Origin of the sequence: Ensifer adhaerens (assembly GCF_001270265.1) — a bacterium.
GTDB classification, from domain to species: Bacteria; Pseudomonadota; Alphaproteobacteria; order Rhizobiales; family Rhizobiaceae; genus Ensifer; species Ensifer adhaerens_B.
The window spans coordinates 44,118-60,494 of the sequence record NZ_LGAP01000017.1; the positions used below are offsets into that span (position 1 = coordinate 44,118).

14 protein-coding genes and 1 other RNA gene are annotated in these 16,377 nt (G+C 62.6%); 12 read left to right on the top strand and 3 right to left on the bottom strand.

Features of this window, described 5'->3' with window-relative positions:
• Positions 1-30 precede the first annotated feature (30 nt).
• The 3 genes from AC244_RS21880 to AC244_RS21890 form a co-directional block, all read right to left on the bottom strand.
• Entirely contained in the window at positions 31-1,023 is a 993-nt protein-coding gene (locus AC244_RS21880) for a lytic transglycosylase domain-containing protein (protein WP_053250938.1), read from the bottom strand.
• 116 nt (positions 1,024-1,139) lie between these two features.
• Complete coding sequence (locus tag AC244_RS21885; protein WP_053250939.1) at positions 1,140-1,775, bottom strand: LysE family translocator; 636 nt, start codon at positions 1,773-1,775, stop codon at positions 1,140-1,142.
• A gap of 138 nt (positions 1,776-1,913) precedes the next feature.
• Positions 1,914-3,128: a pyrophosphate--fructose-6-phosphate 1-phosphotransferase gene (locus AC244_RS21890; RefSeq protein ID WP_053250940.1), complete on the bottom strand. Its 1,215-nt coding sequence runs from the start codon at positions 3,126-3,128 to the stop codon at positions 1,914-1,916.
• Positions 3,129-3,538: 410 nt separating this feature from the next.
• Between AC244_RS21890 and AC244_RS21895 the strand changes: the two genes are divergently transcribed.
• The 12 genes from AC244_RS21895 (at position 3,539) to mraY (ending at position 16,370) form a co-directional block, all read left to right on the top strand.
• Entirely contained in the window at positions 3,539-4,246 is a 708-nt protein-coding gene (locus tag AC244_RS21895; protein WP_053250941.1) for a J domain-containing protein, read from the top strand.
• Positions 4,243-5,007 carry an N-acetylmuramoyl-L-alanine amidase gene (locus tag AC244_RS21900; protein WP_053250942.1) on the top strand — a complete coding sequence of 255 codons (765 nt, stop codon included), beginning with the start codon at positions 4,243-4,245 and terminating at the stop codon, positions 5,005-5,007. The genes AC244_RS21895 and AC244_RS21900 overlap by 4 nt, the downstream gene beginning before the upstream one ends.
• Before the next feature lie 228 nt (positions 5,008-5,235).
• Complete coding sequence (locus AC244_RS21905; RefSeq protein WP_053250943.1) at positions 5,236-5,763, top strand: lytic transglycosylase domain-containing protein; 528 nt, start codon at positions 5,236-5,238, stop codon at positions 5,761-5,763.
• A gap of 295 nt (positions 5,764-6,058) precedes the next feature.
• Positions 6,059-7,249, top strand: a complete 1,191-nt coding sequence (locus tag AC244_RS21910) for an NAD(P)/FAD-dependent oxidoreductase (protein WP_053250944.1) — start codon at positions 6,059-6,061, stop codon at positions 7,247-7,249.
• A 196-nt stretch (positions 7,250-7,445) separates the two neighbouring features.
• An RNA gene (gene rnpB / locus AC244_RS22255) (RNase P RNA component class A) lies at positions 7,446-7,845 on the top strand.
• 492 nt (positions 7,846-8,337) lie between these two features.
• Positions 8,338-8,778: a division/cell wall cluster transcriptional repressor MraZ gene (mraZ, locus tag AC244_RS21920; protein WP_053250946.1), complete on the top strand. Its 441-nt coding sequence runs from the start codon at positions 8,338-8,340 to the stop codon at positions 8,776-8,778.
• Positions 8,779-8,792: 14 nt separating this feature from the next.
• Positions 8,793-9,818 (top strand): 16S rRNA (cytosine(1402)-N(4))-methyltransferase RsmH, encoded by a 1,026-nt coding sequence (gene rsmH, locus AC244_RS21925; RefSeq protein ID WP_053250947.1) that lies wholly within the window; start codon positions 8,793-8,795, stop codon positions 9,816-9,818.
• Between the two features lie 7 nt (positions 9,819-9,825).
• Positions 9,826-10,209: a hypothetical protein gene (locus tag AC244_RS21930; protein ID WP_053250948.1), complete on the top strand. Its 384-nt coding sequence runs from the start codon at positions 9,826-9,828 to the stop codon at positions 10,207-10,209.
• Positions 10,209-11,957 carry a peptidoglycan D,D-transpeptidase FtsI family protein gene (locus tag AC244_RS21935; protein ID WP_053250949.1) on the top strand — a complete coding sequence of 583 codons (1,749 nt, stop codon included), beginning with the start codon at positions 10,209-10,211 and terminating at the stop codon, positions 11,955-11,957. The genes AC244_RS21930 and AC244_RS21935 overlap by 1 nt, the downstream gene beginning before the upstream one ends.
• A gap of 67 nt (positions 11,958-12,024) precedes the next feature.
• A complete protein-coding gene (locus tag AC244_RS21940; protein ID WP_053250950.1) occupies positions 12,025-13,488 on the top strand; it encodes a UDP-N-acetylmuramoyl-L-alanyl-D-glutamate--2,6-diaminopimelate ligase in 1,464 nt (487 codons plus the stop codon).
• A gap of 1 nt (position 13,489) precedes the next feature.
• Positions 13,490-14,929: a UDP-N-acetylmuramoylalanyl-D-glutamyl-2,6-diaminopimelate--D-alanyl-D-alanine ligase gene (locus tag AC244_RS21945; protein ID WP_053250951.1), complete on the top strand. Its 1,440-nt coding sequence runs from the start codon at positions 13,490-13,492 to the stop codon at positions 14,927-14,929.
• A gap of 340 nt (positions 14,930-15,269) precedes the next feature.
• Positions 15,270-16,370 carry a phospho-N-acetylmuramoyl-pentapeptide-transferase gene (gene mraY / locus AC244_RS21950; protein WP_053250952.1) on the top strand — a complete coding sequence of 367 codons (1,101 nt, stop codon included), beginning with the start codon at positions 15,270-15,272 and terminating at the stop codon, positions 16,368-16,370.
• The last annotated feature ends 7 nt before the right edge of the window (positions 16,371-16,377 follow it).

The following is a 16,377-nucleotide window of genomic DNA, read 5'->3' on the forward strand; positions in this document are numbered from 1 at the left end:
TGAAACGTTCACCGAAACGATCCGGCGGGCTTATTTCATGCCGAGTTCTTCGAGCAGGCCCTTGCGCTTTGCGTGGTAGTAGTAGCCGCTGGCATAGAGCTTGACCGCGCCGTCGTGCTTGTTGTCGGCAACCATCCAGGCGCCGTGTAGGTACTTCGTCGCATACATCAGGTTGGTTTCCGCATCGAACAGGCCTTCGGCGGGACCGTCGTAGCCGAGCCCCTTCGCGGTGTTGTAACGGATCTGCATCAGGCCGTAATTGCCCCTGCTGTAGGCGCGCGGGTTGTAGTTGCTCTCGCGCTTGACGACGCGGTGCACGAGCTCGACGGGGATGCCGTTGAGGTCGGCGTAATGCTTGATGAGCTTGTCCAGATCCGGACGCGAACTGGTCGGTGCCTTGGTGAGCTTCATCGAATCGGGAATGACGCTGGCAACGGCGGCGACGCTCGAGCCGATCACGCCCATCTTCGGCTTTTCGGTCGGAACGATCATGCGGTTGGCGACGAGCGTTTCGAGGCCGACGGGTTCGCCAGTGTCGAAGTCCGATTCCATTGCGGCGGCGACCGCCAGCGTGGAGACGGGAAGATCCTGAACGCGGCTGGTCTTCGGCGAGACGAGGGCGGATGCGGTTTGCGGCAGGGCAGCTGCATCGGCCGTTACCGCAGCCGGCGTCGCCATCGCGATGGCCTGGGCTTCGCCTGGCTTGGCGCCGGGAACGGCGACGGCCGTGGGTGCCGGACCAGCGGCCTGCGCCAGGTCGGTGCCGACGGGGTAGGTGGTTGCCATGCCGGCCGTCTGCGCCGACAGCGCAGCGGAGGCCGCGGTTGCCGCGCCATCCGGCGTCGGCAGGGCATAGGCTGTCATTTCAGTGCCGGGTTTTGCAAGCGGGGTAACCGTCTGCACGGCCGTAAGTTCTTCCACCGAGGTATGCTCGACAGTCGAGCACCCCGAGACGAGTGTCGCCGACAGAATAGCTGCCACGCCAAGCGTCTGTTTTGAAAGGGAAATACGGAACTTCGCCATGCTGTCACTTTCGTGCTTCTGGGCCCCGCAGCCCCTGCAAATCAGCGGCTGCCAGCCGCCATGCGTGAATCTCCATTAACCCATGGGGCGTCTCGCAGCAAGCGCGGGCGCGAATTTCAGGCCGATGCCCGCTTCATGGTTGCCGTCAAAAGCCCGGCACCGACGAGCAGCGAACCGCCGGTGCGGTTGACGATCCGCCTGATGTTCGGCTTGGAAATAGTGCTTTTGGCGGCCGAAGCAAGCGTCGCATAAAGGCCTGCATTGAGGATGGCGAGCGTCAGGAACGTCACCTCGAAAATAGCCATTTGGGTAAAGAGCGGTCGAGACAGATCGAGGAACTGCGGCAGGAAAGCGACGAAGAAGACGATGCTCTTGGGGTTGAGCGCGGTGACGGCGTAGGCATGGAAGAAGATGCGCAGTGGCCGTTCCTTGGCGGGCGCCTTTTCATCCGCGCCTTCGCCGCCGGCAACCGGTGCCCGCCAGAGCTGGATGCCGAGCCAGATGAGATAGGCGGCCCCCACCCATTTCAACACGGTGAAGATCGCAGCCGAGGTGGCAAGCAGCGCGCCGAGCCCGAGCATCGATGCGGTCATGGCGGTAAAATCGCCGAGGGCCACGCCGGCAACAGTGGCGCCAGCTGTCTTGCGGCCGTGTCCGAGCGCATAGGATATGACGAGCAGGATGGTTGGGCCGGGGATGGCGAGCAGCACTGCAGAGGCAGCGGCAAAGGCAAACCAGTGTTCGAACGACATGAAAAAGGCTCCGCGCTTGAGGGCTTCTCGAGACTGATCTCGGGAGGGAGCCACCAAGGCGCGGAGCCGTCAATCGTTAACTGAAAGGCTCTGCAGAAATTGCGCCCGAAGCCGAGGTTCAGCTTCGGGCGATACGTCTTAGTCTCCCGCCTGCCACTTCTGGCCGATGACATCCATGACGTCGCCGAACCACTTCGTCGAGGTGTCGAAGTGCTTGCCGCCCTTGATGCGCGGGAACTCGATGGTTCTGAGCTTGCCGCCCTGGTCCTCGTCGTGGCCGGTGACGCCGGAGACCTTGTTGAGCGCGCTTTCGACCGCAAGGTCGACCATGCTCTGGATCAGGCGCAGGTCGTCGCCGTTTGCCGGTGCGGAGCGGGCGTAGTAGCCCGACTTCTGCACCATCGACCGCTCGGCGCCGAGAAGGGCCGCGAACTGCTTGGTGAACCAGTTACCGACATTGATGGTGTCGATCTTCACGTGTCCGAAGGCGTCGCGCTTGACGGTTTCGCCGGCGGCTTCCCGCTCAGCCACGATCGCGTCGAGGCAGGCGCCTTCGCTGACGAACAGCGTGACGAAGCCCGAGCGGTTCATCACCGCGCGCAGGCGCTCGGCTTCGGCCTCGAGGTCGAACTTGATCTCGGGCAGATAGAGACCGTCGATGCTCTTCAGCTGCTTGTCCATCATGAAGCCGTCGACGAACTGCTTGTCCTCGGTCATCTGGACATAGGAGCGAGCGGTTGCCGCCGTCAGCCAGCCGCAGTGGCGGCCCATGACTTCATGGACGACGAGCGTGCGCGGGGCGGCACTCTGTTCGTTGCTGACATGATCGAAGAAGCGGGCGCCGTATTCGGCGGCCGTCCAGGCGCCAAGCGTCTGACGGATCGGCACGACGTCGTTGTCGACCGTCTTCGGCAGGCCGACGACCGTCAGGTTGTAGCCATTGGCGCCGAGATAGGCGGCGAGGTCCGCGGCCGTGGTGTTGGTGTCGTCGCCGCCGATCGTATGCAGGATGCTGATGCCGTCAGCAGCCAGCCTTTCGGCCGCGACGCGCAGCGGATTCTCACCTTCCTTGACCAGGCCGCGCTTGACGCAGTCGGCGGCATTGGTGAGCTTGACGCGGCTGTTGCCGATTGGCGAGCCGCCGTGGCGGTGCAGGATATGCGCATTCTCGCGCATATCCCTGGTGATTTCGATGCGGTCGCCGAGCAATACGCCCTGGTAGCCGGAGCGGTAGGCCACCAGCTCGTAGTCCGGCGCGATGTCGGTGTAGCGTTCGATCAGGCCGCCAACGGCGGATGACAGACAAGGCGCCAGCCCGCCGGCCGTCAGCATTGCGACTTTCTTCTTGGCCATGTTTCCTCCTCGGGGATTCGGCACGCAATTGGGATGGGGGCCTCTCTAGCGTAAAACGGATGGAAGTTAAATGACAGGTCTGTGGATGTCCGATCGGCAAACGCGCCGGATTCGTCGCACTCGTTTCGCATGCGGCCGTGGACATGATGTCGCGCAAGCGAGTGCAGTGAGGGCCAGGGCTTGCATCAACCGGCTGCGGGCCAGGGGTTCCGGCGCCTTTCTCATAGGGCCCAAGTGTTCCCCAGGGAACAGGTGGGAACACTTGCGCTGGCGCAACGTTGGTGTAACGGATTGACAATAGTGAGGGGCCATCACAAATTCGTCATTCCCGTGGTTCGCCGCAGGCCACCGCTTGCAATTTGCCACCACAATAATCCATGCTATAGGCTGGAGAGACAGGAAAATCGTGCATGTCATTCTGGGAAAGCCTCCTCAAGATCGTCACCGCCACGGGCAATGCGCTTGCCGGTGTGGTCGAGGCTGTGCGCACCCTGTTCGAAGGTGACCCGGAAACACGCCGCAAGGTGGCTTTCTCCGTGGCGATGATCGCGCTTTCGGCCAAGATGGCCAAGGCCGATGGCGTCGTGACGGAGGCCGAGGTCTCGGCCTTTCGCGATATCTTCGAATTTCCGGCCGATCAGGCGCAGAACGTCGCCCGTCTCTATAACCTCGCGCGCCAGGACGTTGCCGGCTACGAGGCCTATGCCGAAAAGATGGCGACGCTCTGCTCGTCCTGCGAGAGCAATTGCCCGATCCTGGAAGACATCATCGACGGGTTGTTCCACATCGCCAAGTCCGACGGCGCGGTGCACGAGAAGGAACTCACCTTCCTGATGCGGGTTGCCGAGATCTTCCGCATGGACGAAGCCCATTTCGAACGGATCATGGCGCGTCACGTGGATAGCGAGGGTCGGGATCCCTACCAGGTACTCGGCGTTTCGCCGAAAGACGATTTCGCCAAAATCCGCAAGCACTACCGCGTGCTGGTGTCGGAGAACCATCCGGACATGCTGGTTGCGCGCGGCGTGCCGGAAGAGTTTCATGCGATCGCCAACGACCGCATGGCCGCGCTGAACGCCGCCTATGAGGCGATCGAGAGAGAACGCCGCGCCGCATGACGTCGAAATACTGTGACTACGCGGGTGCACGCTTCATGCCGTCGCCCAACTTTGGCGACCGTGCGGATGCGCGGGTGCCCGATATGATCGTCCTTCACTATACCGGCATGCCGACGGCGAAGTCTGCGCTCGAATGGCTGTGTCGGCAGGAGAGCCAGGTTTCCAGCCATTACTTCGTCCATGAGGACGGCCGGGTGGACCAGCTCGTTCCGGAAACGCTGCGGGCCTGGCACGCGGGCAAGAGCTTCTGGAAGGGTGAGACCGACATCAATTCCTGCTCGATCGGCATCGAGATTGCCAATGCCGGTCACCCCGGCGGGCTTCCCGACTTTCCCGAAAAACAGATTGCCGCGGTCGTCGAATTGTGTCGGGACTGTGGCGATCGGTGGTCGATCGCGCCCGAGAGGGTGCTCGCACACAGCGATATCGCCCCTATTCGCAAGGTCGATCCGGGTGAAAAGTTTCCGTGGCATCGGCTGCACCACGAGGGCGTCGGGCACTGGGTGGAACCGGCGCCGATCGGCGGCGGTCGCTTTTTCCAGCGCGGCGATCGCGGCCAGCCGGTCGAGGCAATCCAGTCGATGCTGTCTCTCTACGGTTACGGCATTGAAGTCACTGGTGAATTCTGTGAAAAGACCGAGGGCGCAGTCGCCGCGTTCCAGCGACATTTTCGCCAGGAAAGGGTCGACGGCATCGCCGATATCTCGACCCTCGATACGTTGCACCGCCTGCTTGCGGAACTACCGCAATTCGGGGCCTGACACGCAAAATTTTTGCGTGCTAAATGAGCTTTTCCGGAGTTTTGTCGCACAAAATTGCTCCGTTGCCACATGTTTACCATGATGCGGCATTCATTTGCCGCTCATTGGAACTGCAGGGAACGTCAGGGCGCAACGCTCATTTCCTGTCAATGAAACGATCGGGAAGTGAGGCTTGAACGGCGGGGTGCGCCGTGCTGCCCAGTCCCCAGACCGGAGACTTCAAACTACATGAGAATATCGTCTGTTGCTGCGGTGGCGGCATGCTTTGGCATGTTCTTCGCCGGGATTGGTACGTCGTATGCGGGGAACGTCGACGAGACCATCAAGACCTCATCCCTCAAGTCAGTTACACGGACGACAGGTTACCCGAAGCCGGACCTCGCAGGGGGCACGCAGTACACGAGCCTCATCCAGTCCTACGCCAAGCAATACGGCGTTCCGGTTGATCTCGCCCATGCGGTGGTGAAGGTCGAAAGCAACTTCAACGCCAAGGCGCGCGGCAGTGCCGGCGAAATCGGCCTGATGCAGCTCAAGCCGGCGACGGCACGCATGATGGGCTATTCCGGCTCTTCCAAGGGCCTCTACGATCCTGAAACGAACATCAAGTTCGGCATGAAATATCTCGCTGTGGCGCATGAGCTTTCCGGCGGCACCACCTGCGGCACCATCCTGAAGTACAATGCCGGCCATGGCGCCAAGCGCATGAACCCGGTCTCCAAGCGTTACTGCGGCAAGGTCCAGAGCATCCTCAACTGAGTGATGCCGACCATACGGCGCGCACCAAACACTGCGCGCACGGCACGCTTTATGGACTTAAACGTGCATCATGACTTCCTCGCTCGATCGGTGTCGATTTGAGGAAGGCGCCCCGATTAAGGGGCATTGTGTCTGCCGAATACCGAGCATCATCCGCCGACCGTCCTCAAGCGGTGGCGGATGCTCCAGCCGGACAGGTCTTGCGTTCCGGCAATCTTCAAAAGGTGATGCAACCGCAGTGCCATATCTGCGCCGGCATGCTAATTCGACCCGATCGTAATGATGGGGGGCGGACATGTCGGAAGGCTTTGATTTCATCGTTGTCGGCAAGGGCATGATGGGGGCGGCGGCAGCGCGGCACCTGGCGCTTTCCGGCGCACGGGTGGCTCTCGTCGGGCCGGACGAGCCCAGCGACTGGGCCATTCACGGCGGCGTCTTTTCCAGCCATTACGACAATGCCCGCATCACCCGCACGATCGACGACGATCCTGTCTGGGCGCGGCTCGCCAAGCGCTCCATCGACCGCTACAGCGAGATTGCCGGGCAAAGCGGCATCGACTTCTATTCCGAGGTCGGCTGCCTGATCGCCGGACCGGCGCCGAGCGGAAGCTACGACTATATCGAGAGGGTCGCCAAGGCTCGCGATGCGCTCGGCGTCGACGCGCCGCTGCTGGACGAAGATGCGCTGTCCAAGCGCTTTCCGTGGTTCCGTTTTCCCCAAGGTTTTGCCGGCATTCACGAGGCGCGTGGTGCCGGCTACATCAATCCGCGTGCGCTCGTTCTGGCGCAGACGATCTGCGCGGAAAGGGCCGGCGCCCGGATCGTGCGCAGCGAAGTGGCTTCCGTATCGCAGGCCGGCGACCGAGTTGTCGTGACGACGGCCGAGGGCGCTACGCTCAATGCGGGACGGGTGATCGTCGCGGCCGGCGGCTTCTCCCTTTCCGAAACCCTTCTTCCCCGGCCGATCGACCTCGTCGTCAAGGCGCGTACCGTATTCTTTGCGGAGGTCGCGGCCAACGATCTGCCGACCTTTGACCACATGCCATCGCTGATCGGCGCGGCACCGGAGCAGGCGAAGAGCTACTATCTGCTGCCGCCGGTCGCCTATGCCGACGGCAAGCACTATATTAAGATTGGCGGCGATCCGACCGATCGCATTCTCGAGAGCGAGCCTGAGGTGCGGGCGTGGTTCCGCGGCAGCGCCGGTGCCGGGGCGGCGGAACACATGGGCCGGCTGCTTGCCGAGGTGATGCCCGGTTTCAAGCCCGTTTCGACGCATTTCCGCCCTTGCGTCACGTCGTTCACCCGCCATGGCTTTCCCTATGTCGGCTTTGCCGGCGGCGACCGCATTGCCGTGGTGACGGGCGGCAACGGCCAGGCGGCGAAAAGCTCCGACGAGATCGGCAGGCTCGGCGCCATGCTGGTGATGGACGGTCGGATCGACGATCCGGCCTATGAAACGGATTTCGCCGTTTCGTTCCGCTAGCGCGTTTCCGGTTTAGACAGAGTTGCAGAAACGCTCCAGCTCTTGGTTTTTACGCATTTCCTGACGGAAAACCGCTTCGCACTTTTCCTGGAAATGCTCTGAGCATGAAAGTGAAAGTGCGGCGGGCCAGCGTCGAAACGTCGAGACTGCCGTTTTTTTCTGGCGCTCGGCGTTCCCGTCGGTTAAGGACCGCCTGCCAGTTGGCCGGGCAGCCGCGCTCCGCAAGTGCCGAAAGGCCGCGGGGGGAGGAAAGTCCGGGCTCCACGGAAATACGGTGCCGGATAACGTCCGGCGAGGGCGACCTCAGGGAAAGTGCCACAGAAAGCAAACCGCTCCGCTTGCGGAGTAAGGGTGAAAGGGTGGGGTAAGAGCCCACCGCGGACATGGCGACATGGACGGCACGGCAAACCCCACCGGGAGCAAGACCGAATAGGGATGACGCGGACGCGCAAGCGTCCAGCCTGTTTCCGGGCCAGTCATCCGGGTGGGTTGCAAGAGGCTGCGTGCAAACGCAGTCCCAGATGAATGGCTGCCACGTTCCGCTGTCTTCGGGCGGCGGGGCCATACAGAACCCGGCTTACAGGCCAACTGGCGATTTTTTCCCTTTTTGCCCGGCGATGTTTTCGGCTGCGACGCGGCTTGAGGCAGCGCATGGTTCGCTCGTCGCCTTCTTGCTTTCAGCACTGGCGAGCGGCGAAAGCGATGCCCGGAGGGGCGTCCGCCCGCTTTGCCGCGACCTTGCTCACATTCCGATTTCCCAACGATTTGAAGCCGTTTGGCCGTCGCATTCCAGGACGACGGGGGTGCTTTCGTAACTCTTCATTAAACTTAACAGCTTATCAATTTTTGATCAGCCCGATGGCTGTTTGAGAGCCAATCCCATTGACGCCCATATGGTCCCATGATATCCCATAATGGTACTGCGCAAGGGCCGCTTCGTGGCCCGTCATCGCAAAATTCCAGGGTCTCCCGGCTTCGGGAGATAAGCGGGCATGTTGGTGTCCGGCAGGGGCGTTTTGTGGGTGTGGTCGAGTGTTCTCGCGGGTCGATGATTATGGCCCGTCAGTCTTGGGCGGCCGTTTCGCGTCATGAACCGCTTCTTGTCAAATGCTACCAATCGGATCGATGCAAAGGGGCGGGTGTCCGTGCCTTCGGCGTTTCGTTCCGTTCTGTCGGATGGGGGCGTTCGAGAGTTATACTGTTTCCAGGATTTCGTCTTTCCGGCGATCAGCGTCGGCGGGCCGGAGCTCCTGGATCGGTTCGAGAGGCAGATGGCGGCCGAGGATCCTTTTTCTCCGGCGGCCCACGAGATGTCGCTGCTCGTTCACGGGGGCGGGGTCTTCGTCAAGCTCGATCCGGAAGGCCGGTTGATGGTGACGGATTTCATCCGCGACTTCACCGGTATCTCGACCGACGTGATGTTCGTCGGGCGGGGCGATTATTTTCAGCTCTGGGAGCCGCAGGCCTTTGCAAAGGCGCAAGCGGCGGCCCGGGAAGGGCGCAAGTCACGGGGGTTGCGTCCGGAATAGAATGGAGAGGCGGAATGGTGACGGAACAAGGCGGAGGAGCTTCTGAAGCCGATGGCGGACCGGTCCGTCACATTCCCGTCCTCCTGAGCGAGGTGCTCGCCGCGCTTGATCCGGCTCCCGGCAAGGTCATTCTCGACGGCACGTTCGGTGCCGGTGGTTATGCCTCAGCCATCCTTGATGCCGGCGCCGAGGTGATCGCGCTCGACCGCGACCCGACGGCGATCGCCGCGGGCCAGCCGATGGTTGCGGCTTCGGGCGGCAAGCTCAAGCTCATTCACTCCCGCTTTTCGCAGCTCGCCGAGCATGCGCCCGCTGGCAGCCTCGATGGCGTGGTGCTCGATATCGGCGTGTCGTCGATGCAGATCGACGAGGCCGAACGCGGCTTCTCCTTCCAGAAGAAGGGTCCGCTCGACATGCGCATGTCGGCAGCCGGCGTCTCTGCCGCCGATGTCGTCAACCGCGCCAAGGTTTCCGACCTCATCCGCATCTTCGGTTTCCTCGGCGAGGAAAAGCAGTCGGGCCGCATCGCCCGCGCCATTGAAAAGCGCCGGGCCGAAACGCCGTTCGAAACCACCCGCGATCTCGCCGGGCTGATCGAAATCGTCACGCCGCGAAAGGCCAAGGACAAGATCCATCCGGCCACGCGTGTCTTCCAGGCGCTGCGCATCTTCGTCAACGACGAACTCGGCGAGCTCGCCCAGGCGCTTTTTGCCGCCGAGCGGGCGCTGAAGCCGGGCGGCCGCCTCGTGGTCGTTACCTTCCATTCGCTCGAAGACCGGATTGTCAAAGCCTTCTTCCAGGATCGCTCGGGCAAGGCGGCGGGTTCGCGGCATCTGCCGCTGGTGACCGCGCGTGCGGCAACCTTCACACCAGTTGGAAAGCCTATGGTGGCTGCCAGCGAGGAAGAAGCGTCCCTCAATCCACGCGCCCGGTCCGCAAAGCTCAGAGCCGGTATCCGCACGGAAGCGCCATCGCCGGGAAACGATCTATCCATTTTCAATCTGCCGGAACTGGCGAGCCTTGCACGGTTGGGGGGCTGAGAGAGATATGCTGCGAACACTCGACATAGTCCTGATCGTCGTCATGACGGCAGCCGCCACGGTCACCTACACGATCAAGCATCGTGCCGAAAACAAGCTGGAAGAGGTGCGCAAGCTCGATGCCGCCATCAAGCTGGAAGAGGACACGATCGACCTTCTGCGCGCCGACTGGGCGCTGCTGACGCAGCCAAACAGACTGGAACGTCTGGTTGGCGCCTTCGGCGCCGATCTGCAGCTGGCGCCGACGCCGTCGACGCAACTCGTCCGCCCGCAGGAATTGCCGATGCTGAAGGCCGACGTGCCGCCGACGGAAGAAGAAAAGAAGCTCGCCGCCGCCAAGGCGTCGGAAAACAAGACCGATAATATCGCAACAGGTTCGGTGGCGCGCTGATGTCGTTTCTCTCCCGCATCATGGTCTTGAAGAGCAAGGCGCATTTCTCCGCAGGCGGCAACAATCTGCCGGCCGAGGCCAAGCTCAACGTCACCTTCCAGGGCACACGCAAGAAGACCACCAATCAGGCGAAGAACCGCGTCGCGATCATCATCGCCAGTTTCGGTCTCGTCTACGCGGTCATCGGCGGCCGTCTGGTGCAATACGGCATGGCGCAGCCGGAGACTGTTTCGAGCATCGGCCGCGCCGACAACCTGATGGCCTCGCGCCCGGATATTCTCGACCGCAACGGCGAGATCCTCGCCACCGACATCCGCACGGTCTCGCTTTATGCCGAGCCGCACAAGATCGTCGATGCGGATGAGGCGGTCGAGCGTCTGGCAACTGTTCTGCCCGATCTCAATGCCCGCGAGATTTACAACAAGCTGAAGTCGAAATCGCGCTTCCAGTGGTTGCGCCGCCAGCTGACCCCGAAGCAGCAGAGTGAGATCCTGGCGCTCGGCATTCCCGGTGTCGGCTTCCGGCCGGAAAAGCGCCGCTTCTATCCCGGCGGCCCGACCGCTGCCCATATCCTCGGCCACGTCAATATCGACAACCGCGGCGTTGCCGGCATGGAGCGCTACATCGACGGGCAGGGGCTCGCCGATCTCGCCGCCATCGGCATGACCAGCGATGCCAAGCTCGAGCCGGTCAAACTGTCGATCGACGTTCGGGTGCAGAACATCGTGCGCGACGTGATCGATGCCGGCATGAAGAACTACCAGGCGCTGGCCGCAGGTGCCGTCGTGCTCGACGTGAACACCGGCGAAGTGCTGGCGATGGCGTCGGTTCCCGATTACGACCCCAACAAGCCGGCCGAAGGTGCGGAAGAGGGCTGGATGAACCGCATGTCGAACGGCACGTTCGAGATGGGCTCCACCTTCAAGACCTTCACCATCGCCATGGGCCTCGATTCCGGCAAGGTGACGCTCAACGACAGCTTCGACGCCTCCGCGCCGATCCGCATCGGCGGCTTCACCATCAAGGACTTTCACGGCAAGCGCCGCGTGCTGACCGTTCCGGAAATCTTCCAGTATTCCTCGAACATCGGCACGGCCAAGATCGCCGACCTGATCGGCATTCCCGGCCACAAGGAATTCCTCACCCGTATCGGCCTCCTGTCGAAGCTGCCGACAGAGTTGCCGGAAGTGAAATCCCCGAGCCAGCCGCGCGAATGGAAGAAGATCAACTCGATCACCATCTCCTTCGGCCACGGCGTTTCGACGACGCCGCTGCAGACGGCTGTCGCCGGCGCAGCGCTCGTCAACGGCGGCAAGCTGATCCCACCGACCTTCCTGCCGCGTTCGGAAGTGCAGGCCGACGAACTGGCAACCAATGTCGTCAAGAAAAGCACCAGCGACGATATGCGCTTCCTGCTGCGCTGGAACGGCATCGCCGGTTCGGGCAAACGCGCGCAGGTGCCGGGCTTCAACGTCGGCGGCAAGACCGGCACGGCTGACAAGGTCGTCAACGGCCGCTATGCCAGCGACCAGAACTTCAATGCCTTTCTCGCAGCCTTTCCGATCGACAATCCGAAGTACATCGTGCTGACTTTCATCGACGCGCCGAAGACCGGCGAAGGCGGCGGACGGACCGCCGGCTCGAATGCCGCGCCCATGGTTCGCGACATCATCAGCCGCTCCGCACCGCTTCTCGGCGTCGAACCAAAGTTCGGAGAAGATGGTTCTGCCATGCTTGTGTCTTATTAGGCATGAAATGAGAATGCGGGACGATTCGCCAGCCGGCGGATTGAGAGCGATGTGAGACGTGCGGTTCATGAAGATAAAAGACCTGGCGGGAACGAGCTTCCCTGAACTTTCTGCGCAACTGGATGGCGCTTCCTCGCAGATCGAGGTTGCCGGCATCACGGCCGACAGTCGGCAGGTGCAGCCAGGGGATCTTTTCGTCGCCGTGTCCGGCACCAAGGCCAACGGCACCAGCTATATCGCCGAGGCGCTCGCTCGCGGCGCCGTCGCCGTCGTTGCCGAAACCGGCGCGAAGCCGGACGGAGCTACCGCACCCGTTCTCTCGCTCGGCAACCCGCGCGCCTTTCTCGCGCGCGCGGCCGCTGCCTTCTACGGTCGCCAGCCCGAGACGATGGTGGCGGTGACGGGCACGGCCGGCAAGACCTCGGTCGCCTCCTTCACCCGGCAGATCTGGGCGCATTCCGGCCTTGCGGCGGCGATGATCGGCACGACGGGCGTGGTTGCGCCCGGCCGCAACGACTACGGCTCGCTGACCACGCCAGACCCGGTTTCCCTGCACAAGCTTCTCGCCGAGCTCACTTACGCCGGCGTCACCCATGCGGCGATGGAGGCTTCGAGCCATGGCCTCGACCAGAGCCGGCTCGACGGTGTGCGCCTTTCTGCAGCCGCCTTTACCAATCTCGGCCGCGACCACATGGACTACCACCCGACGGTTGAGCACTACTTGGCCTCCAAGATGCGGCTGTTCGAAGCGCTGCTGCCGAAGGGCGCGCCGGCGGTAATCTTTGCCGACGACCAGTGGTCGGAACAGGCGATCGCCGCTGCCCGCAAGGCCAAGCTCGACGTTCGCACCGTCGGCCGCAAGGGCGATTTCATCTCGCTGAAGCGGGTCGAGCATTTCCGTCACAAGCAGTCGGCGGAAGTGCATGTCGGTGACGACATCTTCGAAATCCACATTCCGCTTGCCGGCGACTTCCAGGTGGCGAACGCCCTTGTCGCCGCCGCCCTTGCGATCTCCACCGGCATTAGCGCCAAGGCGGCGTTCTCCGCGCTTGAAAAGCTGCAGGGCGCCTCCGGCCGCCTCGAACTGGTCGGCCAGACCAGGGATGGCGCGCTTGCCTATGTCGACTATGCCCACAAGCCCGATGCGCTCGAAAACGTGCTGGCCTCGGTGCGGCCGTTCACGACGGGCCGGGTGATCGTGGTCTTCGGCTGCGGCGGCGACCGCGACAAGGGCAAGAGGCCGATCATGGGCGAGGTTGCCACGCGGCTTGCCGACGTGGTGATCGTCACGGACGACAATCCGCGCTCGGAAGTGCCTGAGGTAATCCGCTCGGAAATCATGGCTGCAGCCCCGGGCGCAACCGAGATCGGCGACCGCGCCGAAGCGATCCGCGCCGCCGTCGGCATGCTGGCAAGCGGCGACACGCTGATCGTCGCGGGCAAGGGACACGAGGAAGGCCAGACGGTCGGTTCCGTCACGCTGCCGTTCTCGGATCATGCGGAAGTCCGCAAGGCACTGGGAGGTCTGTGATTTGAACTGGCTCTGGACAAGCAGCGATCTTCTGGCCGCAATGAACGGCCGTCCGGTTGGAAATCTGCCCGAAGGAGTAAGCGGCATATCGATCGACAGCCGCTCGGTCGGCAAGGGCGAGGCCTTCTTCGCGATCAAGGGCGACCGGGTCGACGGCCACGATTATGCCGGGCTTGCGCTCGCCAATGGCGCGGCACTGCTCGTCGTCAGCGAAGGCAAGCTGCCGGCGCTCGGCCGCCTCAGTGCGCCGATGATCGTCGTCGACGACGTGCTTGAGGCGATGATCCGGCTCGGTTGTGCTGCGCGCGACCGCAGTGCCGCCAAGATCATCGCCGTCACCGGTTCGGTCGGCAAGACCACCACCAAGGAGATGCTCCGGCATGTGCTGGTGCCGCAGGGGCGGGTGCATGCATCCGTCGCCTCGTTCAACAACCATTGGGGCGTGCCGCTGACGCTTGCGCGCATGCCCGAGGCCACCGACTTCGGCATCTTCGAAATCGGCATGAACCACCCGGACGAGATCCGGCCGCTGACGAAGATGGTTCGCCCGCATGTGGCGATCGTCACCAGCATCGCCGCCGCCCATCTCGGGAACTTCGAGAGCCTGGACCAGATCGCCGAGGCCAAGGCCGAGATCTTCGAAGGCGTCGTCAATGGCGGCCACGCGATCATCAATCACGACAGTGCCCAGTACAAGCTGCTTGAGAGGGCTGCCGGCACGGCCGGCGTCAGCTATATCCACTCCTTCGGCGTCAACCCGAAGGCGGAGTTCCGTCTCGTCGAGTTTGCCGGTGCTGCGGACGGATCGGTGCTTTGGGCCGCACTCGGCGGCCGGACGCTGGAAATCACCATCGGCGCACCTGGCCGTCATATCGCCGAAAATGCGCTGGCGGTGCTGGCAGCGGTGAAGCTCGTCGGCGCCGATGTCGATTATGCCGCCTCCACCCTTGCGACGATGCAGGCCGAAACGGGCAGGGGCCGGCGGCATCAACTGCTGATCGGTGCCGGCACGCTGACGCTGATCGACGAAAGCTACAACGCCAATCCGACCTCGATGCGCGCGGCGATTTCGCTGCTGCAGGATGCGGTTCCGGCGCCGGACGGCCGTCGTATTGCCGTGCTCGGCGACATGCTGGAGATGGGCGAACACGCCATCGACGTCCATGCCGCGCTCGCCAAGCCGCTGGTCGAAGCCGGCATCGCCGATGTCTGGCTTGCCGGGCCGCTGATGGCTCACTTGCGCGACGCGCTGCCGCCGGAAGTTTCCGTCGTCTACCGCGAAAGCGTCGACGAACTGAAGGCCTACGCACTCGGCGCGGTTGCAGCCGGAGACGTGGTGATGATCAAGTCTTCGAAGGGCACGGGCTGCGTCAAGATCGTCCACGCGCTGATCGAAGCCTATCCGGAGCCTGAGGCCGAGGGGAACGAAGCGACTGCATGATTGCCGGACCGCAAGCGGTTCAGGGGCAATGATGCAGCCGATGAAATGACTTGCCGCGACCTTCGTGCGCCTCGGGCGGCACGCAGCGTTGCGGCGGACGCCGTCGATGCTGGCGGCGGTGGATACAGCCTACTGCATGTTTCCTTAAATCGTAGCCGATTTGAGGACAAAAACATGCAGCAATTCAAAGTGCTACAGCGACCTTTGCGCGTCTGATAAGACGCGCGGCGCTGTAGGGTTAGGCAGCGCGGCCTAACACTTTCGCATACAAGCGCGTATCGTTTTTCAGATGATTCTGTTGGACGGTGTCCGATTTTAAACCTTTGGGGAAAGGTCCCTTATGCTCATCTGGCTCGTGGAACTGGCGGACCACTTTCAATTTTTCAATCTCTTTCGCTACATCACGTTCCGCACCGGTGCAGCGCTTTTCACTTCGGCTTTGATCGTATTCCTTTTCGGTCCGCGCATGATTGCCTCGCTCCGCATCCGTCAGGGCAAGGGCCAGCCTATTCGCGCCGATGGACCGCAGACGCATTTCAAGAAGGCCGGCACGCCGACGATGGGCGGCTTGATGATCCTCGCGGGCATCGTCGTCTCGTCGCTTCTGTGGGCCGATCTTTCCAGCGTCTATGTGGTGTCGACCCTTCTCGTCACGCTCGGCTTCGGCGCCATCGGCTTTTATGACGACTATCTCAAGGTCACCAAGCAGTCGGACAAGGGTTTTTCCGGCAAGGCGCGCCTCAGCATCGAGTTCGTCATTGCCGCAATTGCCGTGTTCTTCATGATGCAGGCGTCGCTTTCGGGCGGTACTGCCGGTTCGACCTTCGGCTCCTCGGTCACGTTTCCGTTCTTCAAGGATCTCGTGATCAATCTCGGCTATTTCTTCGTTCTGTTCGGTGGCTTCGTCATCGTCGGCGCCGGCAATGCGGTGAACCTGACGGACGGGCTCGACGGGCTTGCCATCGTGCCGGTCATGATCGCGGCGGCCGCCTTCGGCCTCATCGCCTATCTCGCCGGTAACGCCGTTTTCGCCAACTACCTGCAGATCCATTTCGTACCCGGCACGGGCGAGCTTGCCGTCATCCTCGGCGCGGTCATCGGCGCCGGTCTCGGCTTCCTCTGGTTCAACGCGCCGCCCGCCGCCATCTTCATGGGCGACACCGGTTCGTTGGCGCTCGGCGGCCTGATCGGCACCGTTGCCGTCGCCGTCAAGCATGAATTTGTCATGATCATCATCGGTGGCCTGTTCGTCATGGAAACGCTGTCGGTGATCATCCAGGTGTTCTGGTTCAAGCGCACCGGCCGCCGCGTCTTCCTCATGGCGCCGATCCACCACCACTTCGAAAAGAAGGGCTGGACGGAAAGCCAGGTCGTGATCCGTTTCTGGATCATTGCGGTCATCCTGGCGATGATCGGCCTGTCCACCCTCAAGCTGCGGTGAGCGGACG

Bases quoted from the DNA above. Each gene is read 5' to 3' on its own strand.
- AC244_RS21880 (WP_053250938.1), bottom strand. From the start codon at position 1,023: ATGGCGAAGTTCCGTATTTCCCTTTCAAAACAGACGCTTGGCGTGGCA.
- AC244_RS21885 (WP_053250939.1), bottom strand. From the start codon at position 1,775: ATGTCGTTCGAACACTGGTTTGCCTTTGCCGCTGCCTCTGCAGTGCTG.
- AC244_RS21890 (WP_053250940.1), bottom strand. From the start codon at position 3,128: ATGGCCAAGAAGAAAGTCGCAATGCTGACGGCCGGCGGGCTGGCGCCT.
- AC244_RS21895 (WP_053250941.1), top strand. From the start codon at position 3,539: ATGTCATTCTGGGAAAGCCTCCTCAAGATCGTCACCGCCACGGGCAAT.
- AC244_RS21900 (WP_053250942.1), top strand. From the start codon at position 4,243: ATGACGTCGAAATACTGTGACTACGCGGGTGCACGCTTCATGCCGTCG.
- AC244_RS21905 (WP_053250943.1), top strand. From the start codon at position 5,236: ATGAGAATATCGTCTGTTGCTGCGGTGGCGGCATGCTTTGGCATGTTC.
- AC244_RS21910 (WP_053250944.1), top strand. From the start codon at position 6,059: ATGTCGGAAGGCTTTGATTTCATCGTTGTCGGCAAGGGCATGATGGGG.
- mraZ (WP_053250946.1), top strand. From the start codon at position 8,338: ATGAACCGCTTCTTGTCAAATGCTACCAATCGGATCGATGCAAAGGGG.
- rsmH (WP_053250947.1), top strand. From the start codon at position 8,793: ATGGTGACGGAACAAGGCGGAGGAGCTTCTGAAGCCGATGGCGGACCG.
- AC244_RS21930 (WP_053250948.1), top strand. From the start codon at position 9,826: ATGCTGCGAACACTCGACATAGTCCTGATCGTCGTCATGACGGCAGCC.
- AC244_RS21935 (WP_053250949.1), top strand. From the start codon at position 10,209: ATGTCGTTTCTCTCCCGCATCATGGTCTTGAAGAGCAAGGCGCATTTC.
- AC244_RS21940 (WP_053250950.1), top strand. From the start codon at position 12,025: ATGAAGATAAAAGACCTGGCGGGAACGAGCTTCCCTGAACTTTCTGCG.
- mraY (WP_053250952.1), top strand. From the start codon at position 15,270: ATGCTCATCTGGCTCGTGGAACTGGCGGACCACTTTCAATTTTTCAAT.